This window comes from Massilia varians (assembly GCF_027923905.1).
GTDB lineage: Bacteria > Pseudomonadota > Gammaproteobacteria > Burkholderiales > Burkholderiaceae_D > Telluria > Telluria varians_B.
In genome coordinates this window covers 1,143,643-1,161,530 of record NZ_AP026966.1, presented here as the reverse complement: position 1 = coordinate 1,161,530, position 17,888 = coordinate 1,143,643, and the positions used below count along the sequence as shown (strand labels likewise).

At 65.7% G+C, this 17,888-nt stretch carries 14 protein-coding genes; 4 read left to right on the top strand and 10 right to left on the bottom strand.

Translation table 11 applies throughout. The features are described 5' to 3' along the window. Positions 1 to 5: 5 nt before the first annotated feature. Complete coding sequence (locus MasN3_RS05350; RefSeq protein WP_281912844.1) at positions 6 to 1,130, bottom strand: LysM peptidoglycan-binding domain-containing protein; 1,125 nt, start codon at positions 1,128 to 1,130, stop codon at positions 6 to 8. Positions 1,131 to 1,406: 276 nt separating this feature from the next. On the opposite strand from MasN3_RS05350, the gene def reads away from it, so the two are divergent. Both def and fmt read left to right on the top strand, forming a co-directional pair. Then, entirely contained in the window at positions 1,407 to 1,946 is a 540-nt protein-coding gene (gene def, locus MasN3_RS05345; RefSeq protein ID WP_281912843.1) for a peptide deformylase, read from the top strand. A gap of 11 nt (positions 1,947 to 1,957) precedes the next feature. Further along, positions 1,958 to 2,905 (top strand): methionyl-tRNA formyltransferase, encoded by a 948-nt coding sequence (gene fmt, locus MasN3_RS05340; RefSeq protein WP_281912842.1) that lies wholly within the window; start codon positions 1,958 to 1,960, stop codon positions 2,903 to 2,905. Between the two features lie 195 nt (positions 2,906 to 3,100). Here fmt and MasN3_RS05335 read toward each other — a convergent pair whose 3' ends face one another. Beyond that, positions 3,101 to 3,334 carry a BrnA antitoxin family protein gene (locus MasN3_RS05335; RefSeq protein WP_281912841.1) on the bottom strand — a complete coding sequence of 78 codons (234 nt, stop codon included), beginning with the start codon at positions 3,332 to 3,334 and terminating at the stop codon, positions 3,101 to 3,103. A 245-nt stretch (positions 3,335 to 3,579) separates the two neighbouring features. Between MasN3_RS05335 and metH the strand changes: the two genes are divergently transcribed. Further along, positions 3,580 to 7,350, top strand: a complete 3,771-nt coding sequence (gene metH / locus MasN3_RS05330; RefSeq protein WP_281912840.1) for a methionine synthase — start codon at positions 3,580 to 3,582, stop codon at positions 7,348 to 7,350. Between the two features lie 162 nt (positions 7,351 to 7,512). Here the strand turns inward: metH and MasN3_RS05325 are convergent, their stop codons facing one another. The 8 genes from MasN3_RS05325 to rsmB form a co-directional block, all read right to left on the bottom strand. Further along, the gene (locus tag MasN3_RS05325) at positions 7,513 to 8,781 is read right to left on the bottom strand and encodes an EAL and HDOD domain-containing protein (protein ID WP_281912839.1); all 1,269 of its coding nucleotides are present in this window, start codon (positions 8,779 to 8,781) and stop codon (positions 7,513 to 7,515) included. 100 nt (positions 8,782 to 8,881) lie between these two features. Next, positions 8,882 to 9,658: a class II glutamine amidotransferase gene (locus MasN3_RS05320; protein ID WP_281912838.1), complete on the bottom strand. Its 777-nt coding sequence runs from the start codon at positions 9,656 to 9,658 to the stop codon at positions 8,882 to 8,884. A gap of 78 nt (positions 9,659 to 9,736) precedes the next feature. Continuing rightward, positions 9,737 to 9,994, bottom strand: a complete 258-nt coding sequence (locus MasN3_RS05315; RefSeq protein WP_027865841.1) for a BTH_I0359 family protein — start codon at positions 9,992 to 9,994, stop codon at positions 9,737 to 9,739. 167 nt (positions 9,995 to 10,161) lie between these two features. Next, on the bottom strand, positions 10,162 to 10,533 hold the full coding sequence (locus MasN3_RS05310) for a GTPase (RefSeq protein WP_281912837.1): 372 nt from the start codon (positions 10,531 to 10,533) through the stop codon (positions 10,162 to 10,164). Continuing rightward, entirely contained in the window at positions 10,534 to 11,277 is a 744-nt protein-coding gene (locus MasN3_RS05305; RefSeq protein ID WP_281912836.1) for a response regulator, read from the bottom strand. It abuts the gene before it with no gap. 65 nt (positions 11,278 to 11,342) lie between these two features. After that, positions 11,343 to 13,667 (bottom strand): sensor histidine kinase, encoded by a 2,325-nt coding sequence (locus tag MasN3_RS05300; RefSeq protein ID WP_281912835.1) that lies wholly within the window; start codon positions 13,665 to 13,667, stop codon positions 11,343 to 11,345. Next, positions 13,664 to 14,227 (bottom strand): DUF4390 domain-containing protein, encoded by a 564-nt coding sequence (locus tag MasN3_RS05295; protein WP_281912834.1) that lies wholly within the window; start codon positions 14,225 to 14,227, stop codon positions 13,664 to 13,666. Before MasN3_RS05295 ends, MasN3_RS05300 begins: the two co-directional genes overlap by 4 nt. 181 nt (positions 14,228 to 14,408) lie before the next feature. Next, positions 14,409 to 15,962: a 16S rRNA (cytosine(967)-C(5))-methyltransferase RsmB gene (gene rsmB / locus MasN3_RS05290; protein ID WP_281912832.1), complete on the bottom strand. Its 1,554-nt coding sequence runs from the start codon at positions 15,960 to 15,962 to the stop codon at positions 14,409 to 14,411. A 184-nt stretch (positions 15,963 to 16,146) separates the two neighbouring features. On the opposite strand from rsmB, the gene argS reads away from it, so the two are divergent. After that, positions 16,147 to 17,883 carry an arginine--tRNA ligase gene (gene argS, locus MasN3_RS05285; RefSeq protein ID WP_281912830.1) on the top strand — a complete coding sequence of 579 codons (1,737 nt, stop codon included), beginning with the start codon at positions 16,147 to 16,149 and terminating at the stop codon, positions 17,881 to 17,883. The last annotated feature ends 5 nt before the right edge of the window (positions 17,884 to 17,888 follow it).

Here is a 17,888-nt window from a genome sequence, read left to right as displayed (position 1 = left end):
TAGGTTTACTCCGGTGAGCGCGCCACGTCGCCGACTTCCACCGGCGCCGTCACTTGCATGATCAGCCCGTACGACACATTGCTGAACACGCGGAAAATAAACAGGCTGCCATATTGCTCGTCGGGCAGCTTGATCGTCCGTTTGCCGAAGCCGAGCACGCCTTTGCTGGCCGGGTCCGGCACCGTCTTCCCGAGATGATAGAGCTGCAGCACGGAACCGACATCGAGCCCGTCAACACTCCCGCGATTGACGGTCACCACCTGGCTCTGGCCGGCGTAGCTCACGCCCGCATAGATCGACATCACGCGCGCATCGACCGGCTGGGCCGGCGCGTGCGGCATGTAGTTGCGCACCGGCGTCGGCGGCATCGGGACCAGCAGGTCGCCGACGCCCATTTCCTGGCGCATCTCGGCAACCCGGAAGGTATGGGCATCCACGCCCGGCGCCGCTTCGCGGTCGAGCGTGACGGTGCCCAGGTAGGCGGCCTCGTGCGCCAGTACCTTGCGCGTCTGCGGATCGCGCAGCGGGCCGCTCGGACGGAACACCTGGAAGGTCCTGCCGCCCTCCAGCTTCCCTGTGACATACACGCGGTCGCCCGTGCCGAGGTAGACGCGGCCTTCCTGCGAGGCGACGATGCGGGGGGCGCTGGCCAGGGCATCGGCTTCGACCACCAGCGGCTGGGTCAGGTAAGGCTCGATCATGCCGGCCGGGATCGACTGCACGGCATCGCGCTCGAGCGATTCGCTGCGCAGCTGCGGCGACAGCTTGGTGATGGGCGGCTCGCTCGGTCCGTCGCTACGGCGGCCGTCGCCGCTCCCCGGGCGGGTCAGGGACAGGCGCCCGCGCGTGCGGTCGAAATAAATGATCTGGCCGGGATAGATCCAGTGCGGGTTGCGGATCTCGTCGCGGTTCATGCCCCACACCTGCGGCCAGCACCAGGGGTTCTGCAAGAAGGTGCCAGAAATATCCCAGAGGGTATCGCCCTTGACCACGACATGCTGGTCGGGCGCGTTGGGGCGGAAAGCGCAATGGGCGGACGATGCGGGGGCGGCCTGGACCGGACCGGCCACGGCACACGCAACGAGGGCCGCGGCAGCGGCGCGGGTCACGACTGTGCTAAAATTTTTCATTGCTTATTTCCGTCATTGTGTCCGTCGTGGCGTCCGCTTGGCGTACATGGATTGCGGCTTTGACACCGAATGGCTGGCAGCGCGCATCGTCTGCTGGAAAAAGACAGCACGATGACCCGCTCTGATCGACAAAAGGTTGCCGTACTGAATCAAATTCTGCACATAAATCCCTGAACTAGCAAGACAAACCGCGTCTTGCAGGATCGGGGATGTGTTGCATTTCTGTACGCGCGCAACAATCTTATTGAACACCTATCTCCTCTTACTTTTTCGACCATGGCCTTACTGAAGATCCTCCGCTACCCTGATCCACGCCTGCACAAGATTGCCAAGCCGGTCACCGAATTCGGCACCGAGCACCTGCGCCAGCTGGTCAAGGACATGGCCGAGACCATGTACGACGCACCGGGCGTCGGCCTGGCCGCCACCCAGGTGGACGTGCACGAGCGCGTGGTCGTCATCGACGTCAGCGAAACCACCGACCAGCTGCTGGTCTTCGTCAACCCGGAAATCACCTGGGCCAGCGACGAGAAGCAGGTCTACGACGAAGGCTGCCTGTCGGTGCCCGGCATCTATGACGGCGTCGAGCGCCCGGCGCGCGTCAAGGTCAAGGCCTATGACGTCGAAGGCAAGGAATTCGAGCTCGACGCCGACGGCCTGCTGGCCGTGTGCATCCAGCACGAGATGGACCACCTGATGGGCAAGGTCTTCGTCGAGTACCTGTCGCCGCTCAAGCGCAACCGCATCAAGGCCAAGCTGCAGAAGGAAGAGCGCGGCATGGAACGCGACGCCGCCCTGCGCGCCGCGCGCCGCTGACAGGCCGCTCGATGAAGGTCGTCTTCGCCGGTACGCCCGAGTTCGCCGCTGTCGCCCTGCGTGCCCTGCACGAGGCCGGCTTCGAGATTCCCCTGGTCCTGACCCAGCCCGACCGCCCGGCCGGGCGCGGCATGCAGCTGCAGGCCTCGGCAGTGAAACAATATGCGCTGGCGCACGGCATGCCCGTCGCGCAGCCGCTGTCGCTGCGCATGGACGCCAAGGACCCGCAGCGCGCCGAGGAAGCGCGCGCCGCCCATGAACGCCTGCTGGCGCTCGATTACGACGTGATGGTGGTGGCGGCCTATGGCCTGATCCTGCCGCGCAGTACGCTCGATATCAAGCCCTGCATCAATATTCATGGCTCCCTGTTGCCGCGCTGGCGCGGCGCCGCGCCGATCCACCGCGCGATCGAAGCCGGCGACGCCGACACGGGCGTGACCATCATGGGCATGGAAGAAGGCCTCGACACCGGGCCGATGATGCTGATCGAACGCGTCGCCATCGCGGACAGCGACACCACCGGCAGCCTGCACGACAAGCTGGCCGCCCTGGGCGGACGCATGATCGTTGCGGCGCTGCGCAAGATGCAGGCCGGCCAGCTGGAGGCGGTGCCGCAGCCGGAAGACGGCGTGACCTACGCCGCCAAGATCAGCAAGGAAGAAGCGAAGCTCGATTTCACCCTGGCCGCCGACGTGCTGTGGCGCCGGGTGCGCGCCTTTAATCCCTTGCCGGGAGCGCACGGGCTGGTGGACGGCGTGACGGTCAAAGTGTGGAATGCGGAACTGGCGCCCGGCGCCGGCACGCCGGGCCAGGTGCTGGCGGCGGATGCGGCGGGCATCGTCGTCGCATGCGACAGCGGCGCGCTTCGCATGACCGAACTGCAAAAGCCGGGTGGCAAGCGCCTGGCAGCATCGGAGTTTCTCAAGAGTTTCCCGCTGGACGGGAAAGTCTTCTCGTAAGGCTGGCCGAATCGGTGTTTGTAGGCGTGATCTGGTCCAGTGGACCAGATCACGCTTCGCCGACCGCGCGTTCAAATCATGGTAATGCTGTCTGCGCGGCTACTCATCCACTGCTTGAACGCGCGGACGGCATAGCCGTCCACCCTACGTAAAACCACAAGCTCAAAAGAAAATCGGGGCATGCGCCCCGAACCATCACTTCTCTTGCGACCCAGCTGCGCGCTGCGCGTCCATGTACTCACGCAGTACCTGGTTGATACGGGTCTGGTAACCCGGACCCGCCGACTTGAACCAATCGAGCATGTCCACGTCCAAACGGATCGTAACGATCTGTTTGACGCCGTTGATCGTTTGCGGCTTGACGGCGACAGCCGGTTCTTCGATGCGGTTCACCGGCTGGTCCCAATCCGGCTCATATTCTTTGTTCATGCAATCATCCCGTTAAAAGCTTCGCCAACCTGTGACGACGGGATGAATTGTCGTCCGTGTATGTAACGTAAAGATTGCGGATGTGTTAGGTTTTGTAACACCATGTAACAGTCGACGAAATCAATACATAAAGATACATACGCGGATTGCATTTCGGCCCTCCGCTGAGCAAGCCGGCGTCCTGACGTATAATCGTAGACCGCCCCAACAGTACACGGCCTGTCAAGCCGTAGAAAGACGACATCATGAACGCCCCAATCCGCTCCATCTCCCCGATCGATTCCCAGCTGCGCGACATCCTGAAGCGCCGCATCATGATCCTGGATGGCGCGATGGGCACCATCATCCAGCAGTACAAGCTCGATGAAGCCGCCTACCGCGGCGAACGCTTCAAGGACTTCAGCGCGCCCGAAGGCGCGGGCCAGCGCGAGCTCTTCGTCAAGGGGAACAACGAGCTGCTCACCCTCACCCAGCCGCAGATCATCCAGGAAATCCACGAGCGCTACCTGGCCGCCGGCGCCGACCTGATCGAGACGAATACCTTCGGCGCCACCGGCGTGGCCCAGGAGGACTACCACATGGCGCATCTCGCCTACGAGATGAACGTGGAAGCCGCCAGGCTCGCGCGCGCCGCCTGCGACAAATACTCCACGCCGGACAAGCCGCGTTTTGTTGCCGGCGCCCTCGGCCCGACCCCGAAGACCGCCTCGATCTCGCCCAGCGTGACCGACCCGGCCTTCCGCAACATCACCTTCGACCAGCTGGTCGCCTCCTACCACGAGCAGGTACGCGGCCTGGTCGTCGGCGGTGCCGACGTGCTGCTGGTCGAGACCATCTTCGACACCCTGAACTGCAAGGCCGCGCTGTTCGCGATCGACCTGTATTTCGAGGAGCATCCGGAAACCCCGCGCCTGCCGCTCATGATCTCCGGCACCGTCACCGATGCCTCGGGCCGCATCCTGTCGGGCCAGACCGTGGCCGCCTTCTGGAACTCGGTGCGGCACGCCAAGCCGCTGACCGTCGGCCTGAACTGTGCGCTCGGCGCCGCGCTGATGCGCCCCTATGCCGAAGAGCTGTCCCAGATCGCCGATACCTTCGTCTGCATCTACCCGAACGCCGGCCTGCCCAATCCGATGAGCGACACCGGCTTCGACGAGCTCCCCAGCGACACCTCGGCCCTGCTGCGCGAATTCGCCGATGCCGGCTTCGTCAACATCGCCGGCGGCTGCTGCGGCACTACGCCGGACCACATCGCCGCCATTTCGAAGATTCTCGAAGCGTCGCCGCCGCGCCAGGTCCCGGACGTGCCGGTCGCGATGCGCCTGTCGGGCCTTGAGCCCTTCACCATCGACGACAGTTCGCTGTTCGTCAACGTCGGCGAGCGCACCAACGTCACCGGTTCCAAGGCGTTTGCCCGCATGATCCTGAACGAACAGTTCGACGAAGCACTGTCGGTGGCGCGCCAGCAGGTCGAGAACGGCGCCCAGGTCATCGACATCAACATGGACGAGGCGATGCTCGACTCCGTGGCCGCGATGACGCGCTTCCTGAACCTGATCGCCTCCGAACCGGACATCTCGCGCGTGCCGATCATGATCGACTCCTCCAAGTGGAGCGTGATCGAGGCCGGCCTGAAGTGCGTGCAGGGCAAGGCCATCGTCAACTCGATCTCGCTGAAGGAAGGCGAGGAAGAATTCATCCGCCAGGCGACCCTGTGCCGCCGCTACGGCGCCGCCGTCATCGTGATGGCCTTCGACGAACAGGGCCAGGCCGACACCTTCGCGCGCAAGACCGAGATCTGCGCCCGCGCCTACCAGGTGCTCGTTGAAAAAGTCGGCTTCCCGCCGGAAGACATCATCTTCGACCCGAACATCTTCGCGATCGCCACCGGCATCGAGGAGCACAACAACTATGCGGTGGACTTCATCGAAGCCACCGCCTGGATCCGCAAGAACCTGCCGCATGCGAAGGTCTCGGGCGGCGTGTCGAACGTCTCGTTCAGCTTCCGCGGCAACGACCCGGCGCGCGAGGCGATCCACACCGTGTTCCTGTACCACGCGATCAAGGCCGGCATGACCATGGGGATCGTCAACGCCGGCATGGTCGGGGTCTACGACGACCTGCCCGCCGAACTGCGCGAGCGGGTCGAGGACGTGGTGCTGAACCGCCGCGAGGACGCCACCGAGCGCATGATCGAATTCGCCGGCACCCTGAAGGCCGGCGCCGGCAAGCAGGAACAGAACCTCGAGTGGCGCGAAGCGAAGGTCGAAAAGCGCCTGGCGCACGCGCTGGTGCACGGCATCACCCAGTGGATCGTCGAGGACACCGAAGAGATGCGCCAGCAGGTCCTGGCTGCCGGCGGGCGTCCGATCCACGTGATCGAAGGCCCGCTGATGGACGGCATGAACATCGTCGGCGACCTGTTCGGCCAGGGCAAGATGTTCCTGCCCCAGGTGGTCAAGTCGGCGCGCGTGATGAAGCAGGCCGTGGCCCACCTGGTGCCCTTCATCGAAGAAGAGAAGGCGGAAGAAGAACGCCGCACCGGCATCGTCGCCAAACCGAAGGGCAAGATGGTCATCGCCACCGTCAAGGGCGACGTGCACGACATCGGCAAGAACATCGTCTCGGTGGTCCTGCAGTGCAATAACTTCGAGATCGTCAACATGGGCGTGATGGTGCCGGCCGCCGACATCCTGGCCAAGGCCAAGGAAGAGAACGCGGACATGGTCGGCCTGTCGGGCCTGATCACGCCTTCGCTCGAGGAGATGGCCCACGTGGCGCGCGAGATGCAGCGCGATCCCTACTTCCGCGAGAAGAAGATCCCGCTCCTGATCGGCGGCGCCACCACCAGCCGCGCCCACACCGCCGTCAAGATCGCGCCGCACTACGAAGGCCCGGTGGTCTACGTGCCGGACGCCTCGCGTTCGGTGTCGGTGGGCCAGTCGCTGCTGACCGACGACGTGCGCGAGGCCTACATCATCGAGCTGGCCCAGGACTACGAGCGCATCCGCGTGCAGCACGCCAACAAGAAGGCGTTGCCGATGCTCACCCTGGAACAGGCGCGCGGCAACAAGGCCAAGCTCGCCTACGCGCCGGTGAAGCCGAAGTTCATCGGACGCCGCGTCTTCAAGAACGTCGATCTGGGCGAGCTGGCGCGCTACATCGACTGGGGTCCCTTCTTCCAGACCTGGGACCTGGCCGGCCCCTACCCTGCCATCCTCACCGACGAGGTGGTGGGCGAAGCGGCCACCAAGGTGTTCGCGGAAGCCCAGGCGATGCTCAAGAAGATCATCGAAGGCCGCTGGCTGACCGCCAACGGCGCCATCGCGCTGCTGCCGGCGAACGCGGTGAACGACGACGACATCGAAATCTATACCGACGAATCGCGCAAGGACGTCGCCTTCACCTGGTACGGCCTGCGCCAGCAGGGCGTCAAGCCGGTGGTCGACGGCGCGCAGCGCCCGAACCAGTGCCTGGCCGACTTCGTCGCACCCAAGGATTCCGGCATCGCCGACTACATCGGCATGTTCGCCGTCACGGCAGGCCTGGGGATAGAGAAGCACGAGCAGCGCTTCGAAGCGGCCTTCGACGACTACTCCTCGATCATGCTCAAGGCCCTGGCCGACCGCCTGGCCGAAGCCTTCGCCGAGTACCTGCACGAACGCGTGCGTACCGACCTGTGGGGTTATGCGGCGGGCGAGGATCTGTCGAACGAAGCGCTGATCAAGGAAGCCTACAGCGGCATCCGTCCGGCGCCGGGCTATCCGGCCTGCCCGGAACACACCGTCAAGGCCGAGCTGTTCCGCACTCTGCAAGCGCAAGAGTTTGGCATGGAGCTGACCGAGTCCTTCGCGATGTATCCGGGCGCCGCGGTGTCGGGCTTTTATTTCGCCCACCCGGACTCGAAGTACTTCGTGGTCGGCAAGATCGGCGAAGACCAGCTCGAGGACATGGCGCGCCGCCGCGGCATGGACAAGAGTGAGCTCGAGCGTTATTTGGCGCCGAACCTGTCCTGATGCTCTCTGGTTTGGCGGCACTGTCATCTCGCCGCATTGGTAGGGGTGATCTGGTCCAGTGGACCAGATCACGCTTCGCCGACCGCGCGTTCAGATGACGGTAATGCCGACCGCGCCTCTATTCAAGGTGTGTTGAACGCGTGAGCGGCATAGCCGCCCACCCTACATCGCGTAGCGAACGACCTTGTCGCTCCACTCGAAGGCCGAGATTTCGAGCTCGGCCAGGTCGTCCCCATCCATGGCCAATTCATGCAGCGCTGGCGCCACCTCGTCCTGGGCATCGTCCATGCGCTCGATCGACTCGGCCAAGCGCAGCAGTTCGCCGAAGAAGCCGCGCCGCACCAGGAGCGCATGGCGCACCTCGTCGATCACCGGTATCTGTTCCACGATGTCCTGCATCGGGATACAGAACAGCGTGTCCATCAGCGACATCATGCCCACGGTGAAGGCGATGTCCGCCACGTTGCGCTGGGCCGGCCGCAGCCGCTGCGCCAGCAGTTCCATCAGGCGCGCGCGGGTGGTGGCCAGCATCAGGAGCGGGCTGAGGTTGTGGCCGCGCACGCCCGGCTCGGCATACAGCAGGATCTGCAGCCAGCGCTGCAGCTGGCGGCGTCCCAGCAGCATCAGGGCATGGTTGATCGACTCGATCTTGCGCCCCGCGCCGGCCGCCGGCGTATTCACCAGGCGCAGCAGATTCAGGCCGAGCGTCACGTCCTTCTTCACGGCGCGCTCGATCTCGGCATTGTCGGCCTCCGAACTCACCAGGTTCAGCAAGTCCAGCACCGTCACCTGCGAGGGCGAGAGCTTGCGGCCGGCGATCACGGCCGGCTTGGCGAAATAGTAGCCCTGGAAGTAGTCGAAACCGATGTCCAGGCAGGTGCGGTATTCGTTGTGGGTCTCGACCTTCTCGGCCACCAGACGCTTGCCGGTGCCGCGCAGGCGCGGCGCCAGCGACAGCAGGGTCACCACCGGCAGTTCGCGCAGGTCCATCTTCACGTAGTCGATCACCGGCAGCAGGCGCGACAAGGCGGCGCCATGGGCCGAGGCCTCCGCCGCGAAGCGAAAGCCGTGCTGCGACAGTTCGGTCATGCGCTGGACAACGGCGTCGTCCGGCTCCACCGAGCGCACGATCTCGAGCACGGTGCGTTCGCGCGGCAGGAAGGCGAACATATCGCTGTGCAGCACCTCGGCGTCGACGTTGAGGAAGGCGGTGGCGTCGCCGATCGCGCGCGGCAGGCCCAGTTGCGAGGCATGGTGGATCACGCCGGCGCTGGCGGACAGGCCGGAATCGATCTGGGCCGGCCCCTGGGCGCTGCCGCGGAACAGCAGCTCGTAGCCGAACAGCGCCTGGTTACGGTCGAGCACCGGCTGGCGCCCGAGGTAGAAGTTGCGCAGTTTCAGCGGCTGGTCATGGCTGGCGGTATCGGTCATGTCGTCTGGGTGGGCTGGCGAACAAGGCTACTTTACCGCATCGGCCCCTGTTAGTGGATTAATAGCATTAATTTATCAGCGGAATGATAGCTTTTTGCCACTACTGTGGCAGCCCATCCACGAACAGCTTGAGTTCGCCCGGCGCGAAGTGGGTCCAGGTCTCGTTGTTGGTCAGGGGTTCGGTCACGATGATGGCGACCCGGTCGTTCGGCGTGGTCACCTGCGAGAAGTCGACCGACAGGTCTTCGTCCGACAGGCAGGCCGCGGTGAACGGATACTTGCGCACGATGTAGCACAGCTTGGTCGAGCAGTGGGTGAACAGCGCGGTGCCGTCCGAGAGCATCATGTTGAAGGTGCCGTGGGCGGCGATGTGCGGCACCAGCCTGTCGAGCGCGGCGCGCAGTTCGGCCAGCGAGGGCGCGCTGCGCGAGGAGCCGTCGCCGAACTCCTCGCGCAGGCTTTGCATCAGCCAGCAGAAGGCCAGCTCGCTGTCGGTATTGCCGACCGGGCGGAACGGTCCGTTCAGTACCGGCGCGAAGTCCTTGAGGTCGCCGTTGTGGGCAAACACCCAGTAGCGTCCCCACATCTCGCGCACGAAAGGATGGCAGTTCTCGAGTGCGACCTCCCCTTGGGTGGCCTTGCGGATATGGGCGATGACGTTGGTGGACTTGATCGGGTAGCGCTTGATCAGTTCGGCGATCGGGGAGGCGACGGCGGCCTGGTGGTCGACGAAATGGCGTACGCCCTTGCCTTCGAAGAAAGCGATGCCCCAGCCGTCATGGTGGGTATCGGTGCGTCCGCCGCGATGGGCGAAGCCGGTGAAGGAGAAAACGATGTCCGTAGGGACGTTGCAGTTCATTCCGAGGAGTTGGCACATGCGCGCAGCTTACCACGCCAGAGGTGCCGGGGGCAGCGCCACTGCCCCTCGAAACGGCAGTGGGCCCTTGCTGATGGATCAGTGCAGCACGACCGGCTGGCTCATCAGGGTGTCGTAAGAACCCAGGAAATCGTCGATTTCTTCCATGGTCGGCTCGCTGGCGATGAGGTTGTTCACATCGCGGCGGAAAGATTGAGCCAGTTTGCCGCCGATGAACGCTTCGCGCCGGCCGGCCTTGTCGACGATCTCGTATCCGCCGAAGCGCAGGGCTTCGAGGTCGCGATCAACGCCAAATTCGACGACGCTGTACTGTTCGCTGTTATAGATCATGTTCATGATGACTCCTTCTCTCGATCAGAGTGAGGGTGCCCGGTATCCGGGCCACCCGGTAGTGAACCAACCGCATGGCGGCAGGCAGTTGGCTGATCACTTCGGTTAAGAGGTGGGGCTTGCCGAACCGATTTCAAGTCGAGCAATGTAAGCAAAGATGTCAGGCTCGGCTCTTACGCATACAGGGTCGGGTTCAGTGCCAACAGCTGATCGTATGGCGCTTCTTGCAGCCACGATCGCAACTGATCAAGGTGCTCACTGCTCGCCACACCGATGAACAGGCGTTCGGGGCCTTGGCGCAGCAGTCGATTTAATGTTACACGCAAAACCAGGTTGCCGGTACAGCACACGCACCCGGGTGCGAGTCGGACAAGTCTGACAGGGGCGCCATCGGGGATCGGGGTGGTGCCTGTGGCAAGCCCCTCGAGGATGACGGCGCTGAAACCACCGGAAGGGGCCGCGCCATCGAGCAGCGAGGCAATGGCTGCCTCGCGTGCGCCGGCACTGGGGCCGGTGACCAGGGTGACCGGAACGGGTCCGGCCAATCAGATGCCTTTCTTGGCGAGCTTGCCCGGCTCGACGCCGAGTTGCTTGAGCTTGCGGTACAGGTGGGTGCGTTCCAGACCGGTCTTCTCGGCCACGCGCGTCATGCTGCCGCCTTCGCGGCCCAGGTGGTGTTCGAAGTACATGCGCTCGAAAGCGTCGCGGGCTTCGCGCAGCGGCAGGTCAAAGGAAAGCGTGTAGCCGGTGCCCTCGCCTTGCGAAATCGCATGGACCAGGCGCGAGCCATTGGCCATCTGCGGCGCCGCCTGCGCGAACATCGGGGTGGACGCGACGCTGGCTGCGCCGACGCCGTTGTCCGCCACGGGAACGGCGGCGGCTGCGGCCGGGCGCGGCGGCGCCATCGGCGCGCGCGCCACTTCCTGGGCGCGGGTCAGGCCCTGCTGCACGGCCTTGAGCAGCTTCTGCAGGGCGATCGGCTTCTCGAGGAAATTCAGGGCGCCGATGCGGGTCGCTTCGACGGCGGTGTCGATGGTGGCATGGCCGGACATCATGATGACCGGCATGGTGAGCAGGCCGTCGCGCTGCCACTCCTTGAGCAGGGTGACGCCGTCGGTATCCGGCATCCAGATGTCGAGCAGCACCAGGTCGGGGGCGCCGGCGGCGCGCGCCTCGCGGGCCTGCTGCGCATTCTCCGCCAGCGTGATGGCGTGGCCTTCGTCGCCAAGGATTTCCGAGAGCAATTCTCGGATGCCCATTTCATCATCAACTACGAGTATGTTCGCCATCTGTTATGCCTTCCTGATCTCTTACCCGTCGGTGCTACCTCACGCAGCGTGATTGTATGCCTCTATTATATTTCGGCCAAGTTCGCCTCGGGAGCTAACTTTAACAGCAAAATGAATACCGATGCGCCACATCCGTCCGGACGGTTGCCGATATCGATCCTGCCGCCGTGCTCGTCGATGATCTTCTTGACCATCGGCAGGCCCAGTCCGGTGCCGCGTGCCTTCGAGGTGACGTAAGGCTCGAAGGCGCGCGCCAGGATGCGCGGCGAGAAGCCGGGGCCGTTGTCCGTGATCGCCAGGCGCACCGCGGTGCCGGCGGCGCCGTCCGCGCCTTCGTAGTGGATGGCCTCGGTGGTGACGTCCACGCGCGGCGCCGGGACATCGGGCCCGCGGTCGACCAGCGCGTCCTGGGCGTTCTGCACCAGGTTGTGGATCACCTGGCGCAGCTGGGTGGGGTCGCCCATCACCTTGGGCAGGTCGGGCGCCAGCGCGGCGTGGATGATGTCGGAGCCGTCCTCGGACAGATAGAGCTGCAGGATCTCGTCGATCAGGCCGTTCAGGTCGAGCGGCTCGAGCACCGCCGGCGGCGTGCGCGCGTAGTCGCGGAAGTCGTCGACCATGCGTTTCATGGCGTCGACCTGGTTGACGATGGTGCTGGTGCTCTTCTTGAGCAGTTCGGCCTCGTGCGGCGGCAGGCTCGATTCCAGCTTCATCTGCAGGCGCTCGGCCGACAGCTGGATCGGGGTGAGCGGGTTCTTGATCTCGTGCGCCAGGCGGCGCGCCACCTCGCCCCAGGCCACCGAGCGCTGGCCCGCGATCACGTCCGAGATATCATCGAACACCACGATGAAGCCGCTGCCGGTGCCCACCGGCAGGCGCGAGCCGCGCGCCAGCAGCGTGATGTCGTGCTCCTGCTCGTCGCTGCTGCCGCGGCGCGGGATCTCGATCTGCTGCTGCCAGTGGGCGCGCCGGCGCCGGTCGGTGCTGGCCGCGCTCTGCGCGCTCTGCGCCGAGATCGCGCGCGTGATGCAGTTGTAGAAGGTCTCCAGACCCGGGATGCTGGCCAGCGGGCCGCTCAGCGCGCCCGGCTCGACCTGCAGGATGCGGTAGGCGGCGTCGTTCGAGTTCACCACCCGCCCTTCGGCATCGAGCACGATCACGCCCGCCGACATGTTGGCCAGCACCGATTCCAGGTGGGCCTTGGCGTTCTGCAGCGCCATGCGGTTGCGCTCGACCGCGCTGCGCGCCTCGAACAGCTGCCCGGTCATGGCGTTGAAGGAGCGCGTCAGGGTGCCCAGTTCGTCGTTGGTCTCGACGGTCGGGCGCGGCGACAGGTCGCCCTCGGCCACCGCCTGCGTGCCTTCGGCCAGCACCAGCAGCGGCTGCGCCAGGTTGCCGGCGATCAGGAAGGCGCTGCCGATCGCCCCGAAGATCGCCAGCAGCAGGGTCAAGGTCAGGGTCTCGATGTACATCTTGCGCAGGCCGCGCCGGGCCTGGTCGCGCGAGCGGTATTCCTCGGAAGCGCTGCGCAGCACCACCGCGTTGGACGCCAGGTTGACCGGCACCGACTGCAGCAGCTGCAGGTAGCGCGGCTCCATGCCGGTCGCCTCGGGCACCGCCAGCACCACGCGCAGGCGCAGGCCGGTGGCCGCGTCCAGCCCGTTTTCGCTGGCGTCCGCGCCGCCCGCCTGCTCCGGCGTTTCGCGGTCGATCGTGCCTTCCGGGCGCGCATAGCCGCCGGGCAGCGCGGCCGACTTGAGCATGTCGGGCGTCGGGCGGTCCAGCTCGAGATTCAGGTTGCGGTCCTGCGCGCTCGATGCCAGCACGGTGCCGTCGGCGGTGAGCAGCATGGCGCTCTGCATCCCGCTGATATCGTTCACCAGGCCGGACAGGACGCCCTGCACCATCACCGCGTCCTGGCCCGCCAGGGTGGCGGCCGCGGTCTGGCCGGTGGCGCCCAGTTCGGCCACGGCTTCATCGAGGGCGGCGCGCCCGAGGTTCAGGCCGGACTCGATCGCGGCCTCGATCTTGACGTCGAACCAGCTGTCGATCGAATGCGAGACGAACTGTACCGACACCATGAAGATCACCAGCCCCGGCAGGATGCCGATGCCGGCGAACAGCAGCACCAGCCTGGCCACCAGGCGCGAGCCGAACTTGCCGGCCTTGTAGCGCGAATACAGGCGCGCCAGCGCGACGATCACGAGGATCAGGAGCAGCCCGGCCATGCCGGCGTTCACGCCCAGCAGCCAGACGTAATACTGGTCGAAGAAGCCGGAATTCTCGGAGGCCGAGGCCAGCATGAACAACAGGATCGACGCGATGGCGCCGCCCACCACCAGCGCGTAGCGCAGCGCCCGGTTGAACGATTTACCGCGTATTGGAATCATTCGGCACGGTAGGTGAAGGTCTTCTTGTTGCTGCTCAGGCGCCAGCTCGAATCATTGATGGCATTGACCTGCAGCGGCTTGGACAGGAAGTCGCGGTCCATGAACATGCGCACCGAGACGTTGTAGACCTCGCCCTTCTTGAGGGCGTCTTTCGGTGCGATCAGCCAGCGCGCCGGGCGCCGGATCAGCGACAGGGCGTCGTCGAGGGTGTTGAAGGGCTGCGGCACGCTGCCGCCGGTGGTGACGATGTACTGGCGCGTCAGCATGTCGTAGGAGATGCCGATGGTGCGCTTGGAGAACACCGCCTTCTCGTCGCGCCACCACCAGCGCGGGCGCGTCATCTCGATCTCGGTGGTGAAGTGCAGCTTGATGCCGTGCTGGACCGCGTCCTGCAGCTCGTGGTTCAGGTCGAAGGCAAACGCGGTGTTGAGGCGGTAGCCGTCCTCGCTGGCCTGGATTTCGACCTTGGTGATGTCGATGACCTCGGCCGCCCGTGCCTGCGAACACGCGAAGACCAGCAGCAGCTGGCAAGCGAGGAGGCAAAGAAAACGTAAGGTCACAGGTGCGCCGGAGCCAAAAAAATTGAAAGCCGAGGTTGTCTAATGGATCATCATGGGCGCTCGACAACCGTCGCGAGCGGCAGCAATGGTGGTAGAGAAGCGCAGCTGTACGAGGAGTACAGCGAGCATCGCAGACCGCCAGTGCAACGCGCAGTAGGTTGTCGAAGTGCCCATCGCGCCGTTATTTCTTCTGGAATAGCGCATAGAACAAGCCGTCATGATCCTGCCCGGCACCGCTGGCTGGCAGCAGCTGGCCCGGCGCGTCGAGGCGGATGGCGCCGTGGCGGGCCGCGAACGCGGCAGCCTGCGCCTCCGATTCCTGGGGCCAGAGCGAACATGTCACAAACAACAATTTACCATTGGGCAGGAGCATCTGCCAAAGATTGTCGAGTATTTTGGTGGAAAGTGTTGCAAGTTGGAGCGTGTCGGACTTGCGGCGCAGCCAGCGGATGTCCGGGTGACGGCGCACGATGCCGGACGCCGTGCAGGGCACGTCGGCCAGGATGCGGTCGAACTGGCGGCCGTCCCACCAGCCAGTGTCCTGGGCTTCGGCCGCGACCAGCTGGGCGGTGAGGCCCAGGCGGCCCAGGTTGTCGCCCACGCGCGCCAGGCGCTGCGGATCGGCGTCGACCGAGGTCAGCTCGACGTCGGCGGTCTCGAGGATATGGCCGCTCTTGCCGCCCGGCGCCGCGCAGGCATCCAGCACGCGCATGCCGTCCCGCAGGTCGAGCAGCGGCGCGGCCAGCTGGGCGCCGGCGTCCTGGACCGACACCACGCCGTCGTGGAAGCCGGGAATCTGGCTGACGTTGACGGCCTGCGCCAGGCGCACGGCCGTGGGCCCCACCTGCTCGGCCGCGAAGCCGGCCTGCGCCAGCGTCTCCAGGTAAGCCTCGACACCCGTGCGGCGGCGGTTCACGCGCAGGGTCAGCGGCGGGTGCGCGTTGCCGGCGGCGAGGATGCTTTCCCACTCGGACGGGTAGGCGGCGCGGGTGCTGTCGATCCACCATTGCGGGTAGTTCCAGCGCGCCAGCGGATGCTTCAGGGCTTGCGCCAGCAGGGCCTCGCGCTCGCGCAGGAAGCGGCGCAGCACGGCGTTGACCATGGCCTTGGCATGGGCGAAATCGGGGTGGCTGGCGGCGGCGCCCACGGCCTGGTCCACCACCGTGAAGGCTTCGTAGGGCGCCGGGGTTCCCGGCGGCGGGTCGAGCAGGGCCAGCGCGGCCGATAGCAGGCCGCCCAGCATCGGCGGCTCGGGCGCCTTGGTGGTCATCAGGCCCAGCAGGGTCTCGCTGCGGCCCAGCTGGCGCATGCTGCGGTAGGCGATGTCCTGGATCGCCCCGCGTGCCTGCGGCGTCACCTCGTAGGCCGTAAACACGCCGGCAAGCGCCTGCGGCAGCGCGGCCCCGCCGCGCACGCGGGCGATCGCATTGGCCGCGCCCAGCAGGGCCAGGGCCAGCGAATCGGCCTTCAGGTCGGGACGGTAGTCGCGCTGCGGCGCCACCTTCACCTCATGGCTCTGGCGCAGGCGCGGCTGCGCTGCCGCCGGCTTGTGCGCCTGCTCGCGCAGCGGCGCGCGCGCCGGTTCGCGCATGGCTTCACGCTCGGCCGATGGACGGTAGGACGGCTTGGCGGCCGCCTGGCCGGCGCCCTGGGGCCGCTCCCTGCCCTGCGGCGACGCGGAACGTGCCGGCTTGGCTGTGGGTTTCAGGGTGAGCGTCGGGCGCTTGTCGGTCATGGCGGGGTCGGTACAGTGAAAAATGGCCCTCATTGTAACGGCTTAGGCTTTGGTGCCGCTTAACAAAGCTGACAACGACGCTGACAACTTGCCGCGGTGAACATATTGCGCGATGCGCCAAACCAGTATAATGATTGCTGTTTGCCTGTCCGCAGGCCCGCCATTTTTATCAGATCGACATCCCATGCTCGCCCAACAAAAACAACAGATCGTTGCCCTGTTCCAGGCCGCCCTCGCGCCGATCGTCGCCGGCACCGACCTTACCCCCAACGTCGTCCTGGAGCGTCCGCGCGATCCGAGCCACGGCGACATCGCCTGCAACATCGCGATGCAGCTGGCCAAGCCGCTCAAGACCAATCCGCGTGAACTGGCCACCCGCCTGGTTGCCGCCCTGCTCGCCGAACCCGCCGCCGGCCTGGTCGAATCGGCCGAGGTGGCCGGTCCCGGCTTCATCAACCTGCGCGTGGCCGCCGGCGCCAAGCAGTCGGTCGTGCGCACCGTGCTCGAACAGGGCGCGGCCTTCGGCCGCGGCAGCTCCGGCCAGGGCCACCACGCCATCATCGAATTCGTCTCGGCCAACCCGACCGGCCCGCTGCACGTGGGCCATGGCCGCCAGGCCGCGCTGGGCGACGCCCTGTCCTCGCTGTTCGAAGCGCAGGGCCATGACGTGACCCGCGAGTTCTACTACAACGACGCCGGCGTGCAGATCGCCACCCTGGCCACCTCGGTGCAGGCGCGCGCGCGCGGCTTCAAGCCGGGCGACGCCGAGTGGCCGGAGTCGGCCTACAACGGCGACTACATCGCCGACATCGCCAGCGACTTCCTGGCCAAGAAGACCGTCTCGGCCAGCGACGGCGAACCGGCCACCGCCTCGGGTGACGTGAACGACATCGAGTCGATCCGCCGCTTCGCCGTGACCTACCTGCGCAACGAGCAGGACCAGGACCTGCAGGCCTTCGGCGTCAAGTTCGACAACTACTACCTCGAATCCTCGCTGTACGCGGACGGCAAGGTGGAAGCGGCCGTGCAGGCCCTGGTCGACGCCGGCAAGACCTACGAACAGGAAGGCGCGCTGTGGCTCAAGACCACCGACTACGGCGACGACAAGGACCGCGTGATGCGCAAGTCCGACGGCACCTATACCTACTTCGTGCCGGACGTGGCCTACCACATCCAGAAATTCCGCCGCGGCTTCGACCAGGCCATCAACGTCCAGGGCAGCGACCACCACGGCACCATCGCGCGCGTGCGCGCGGGCCTGCAGGCGGTGAACATCGGCATCCCGCAGGGCTATCCCGACTACGTGCTGCACAAGATGGTCACCGTCATGAAGAACGGCGAAGAGGTCAAGATCTCCAAGCGCGCCGGCTCCTACGTCACGGTGCGCGACCTGATCGAATGGTCGGGCAACGGCGACGTGACGCGCGGGCGCGACGCGGTGCGCTTCTTCCTCATCTCGCGCAAGGCCGACACCGAATTCGTGTTCGACGTCGACGTCGCGCTCAAGACCTCGGATGAGAACCCGGTGTACTACGTGCAGTACGCCCACGCCCGCATCTGCTCGGCGCTCGCCAACTGGGGCGGTATTGAGTCGCAGCTGGCAAGTGCCGACCTGTCGCTGCTGACCGAGCCGCACGAAGCCAGCCTGCTGGCCAAGCTGTCGGCCTACCCGGAAATGCTGGAGCGCGCGAAACTCGAGCTGAGCCCGCACCACGTCGCCTTCTACCTGCGCGAACTGGCCGGCGAGCTGCACAGCTATTACTTCGCCCACAAGTGGCTGTTAGAAGACAACGAGCCCCTGAAGCTGGCGCGCCTGGCCCTGGCCCTGGCCACCCGCCAGGTGCTGCGCAACGGCCTGGCCCTGATCGGCGTGTCCGCGCCGACGAAGATGGAACGCGCCCCTACCGAACCACAAGAGTAATCGCA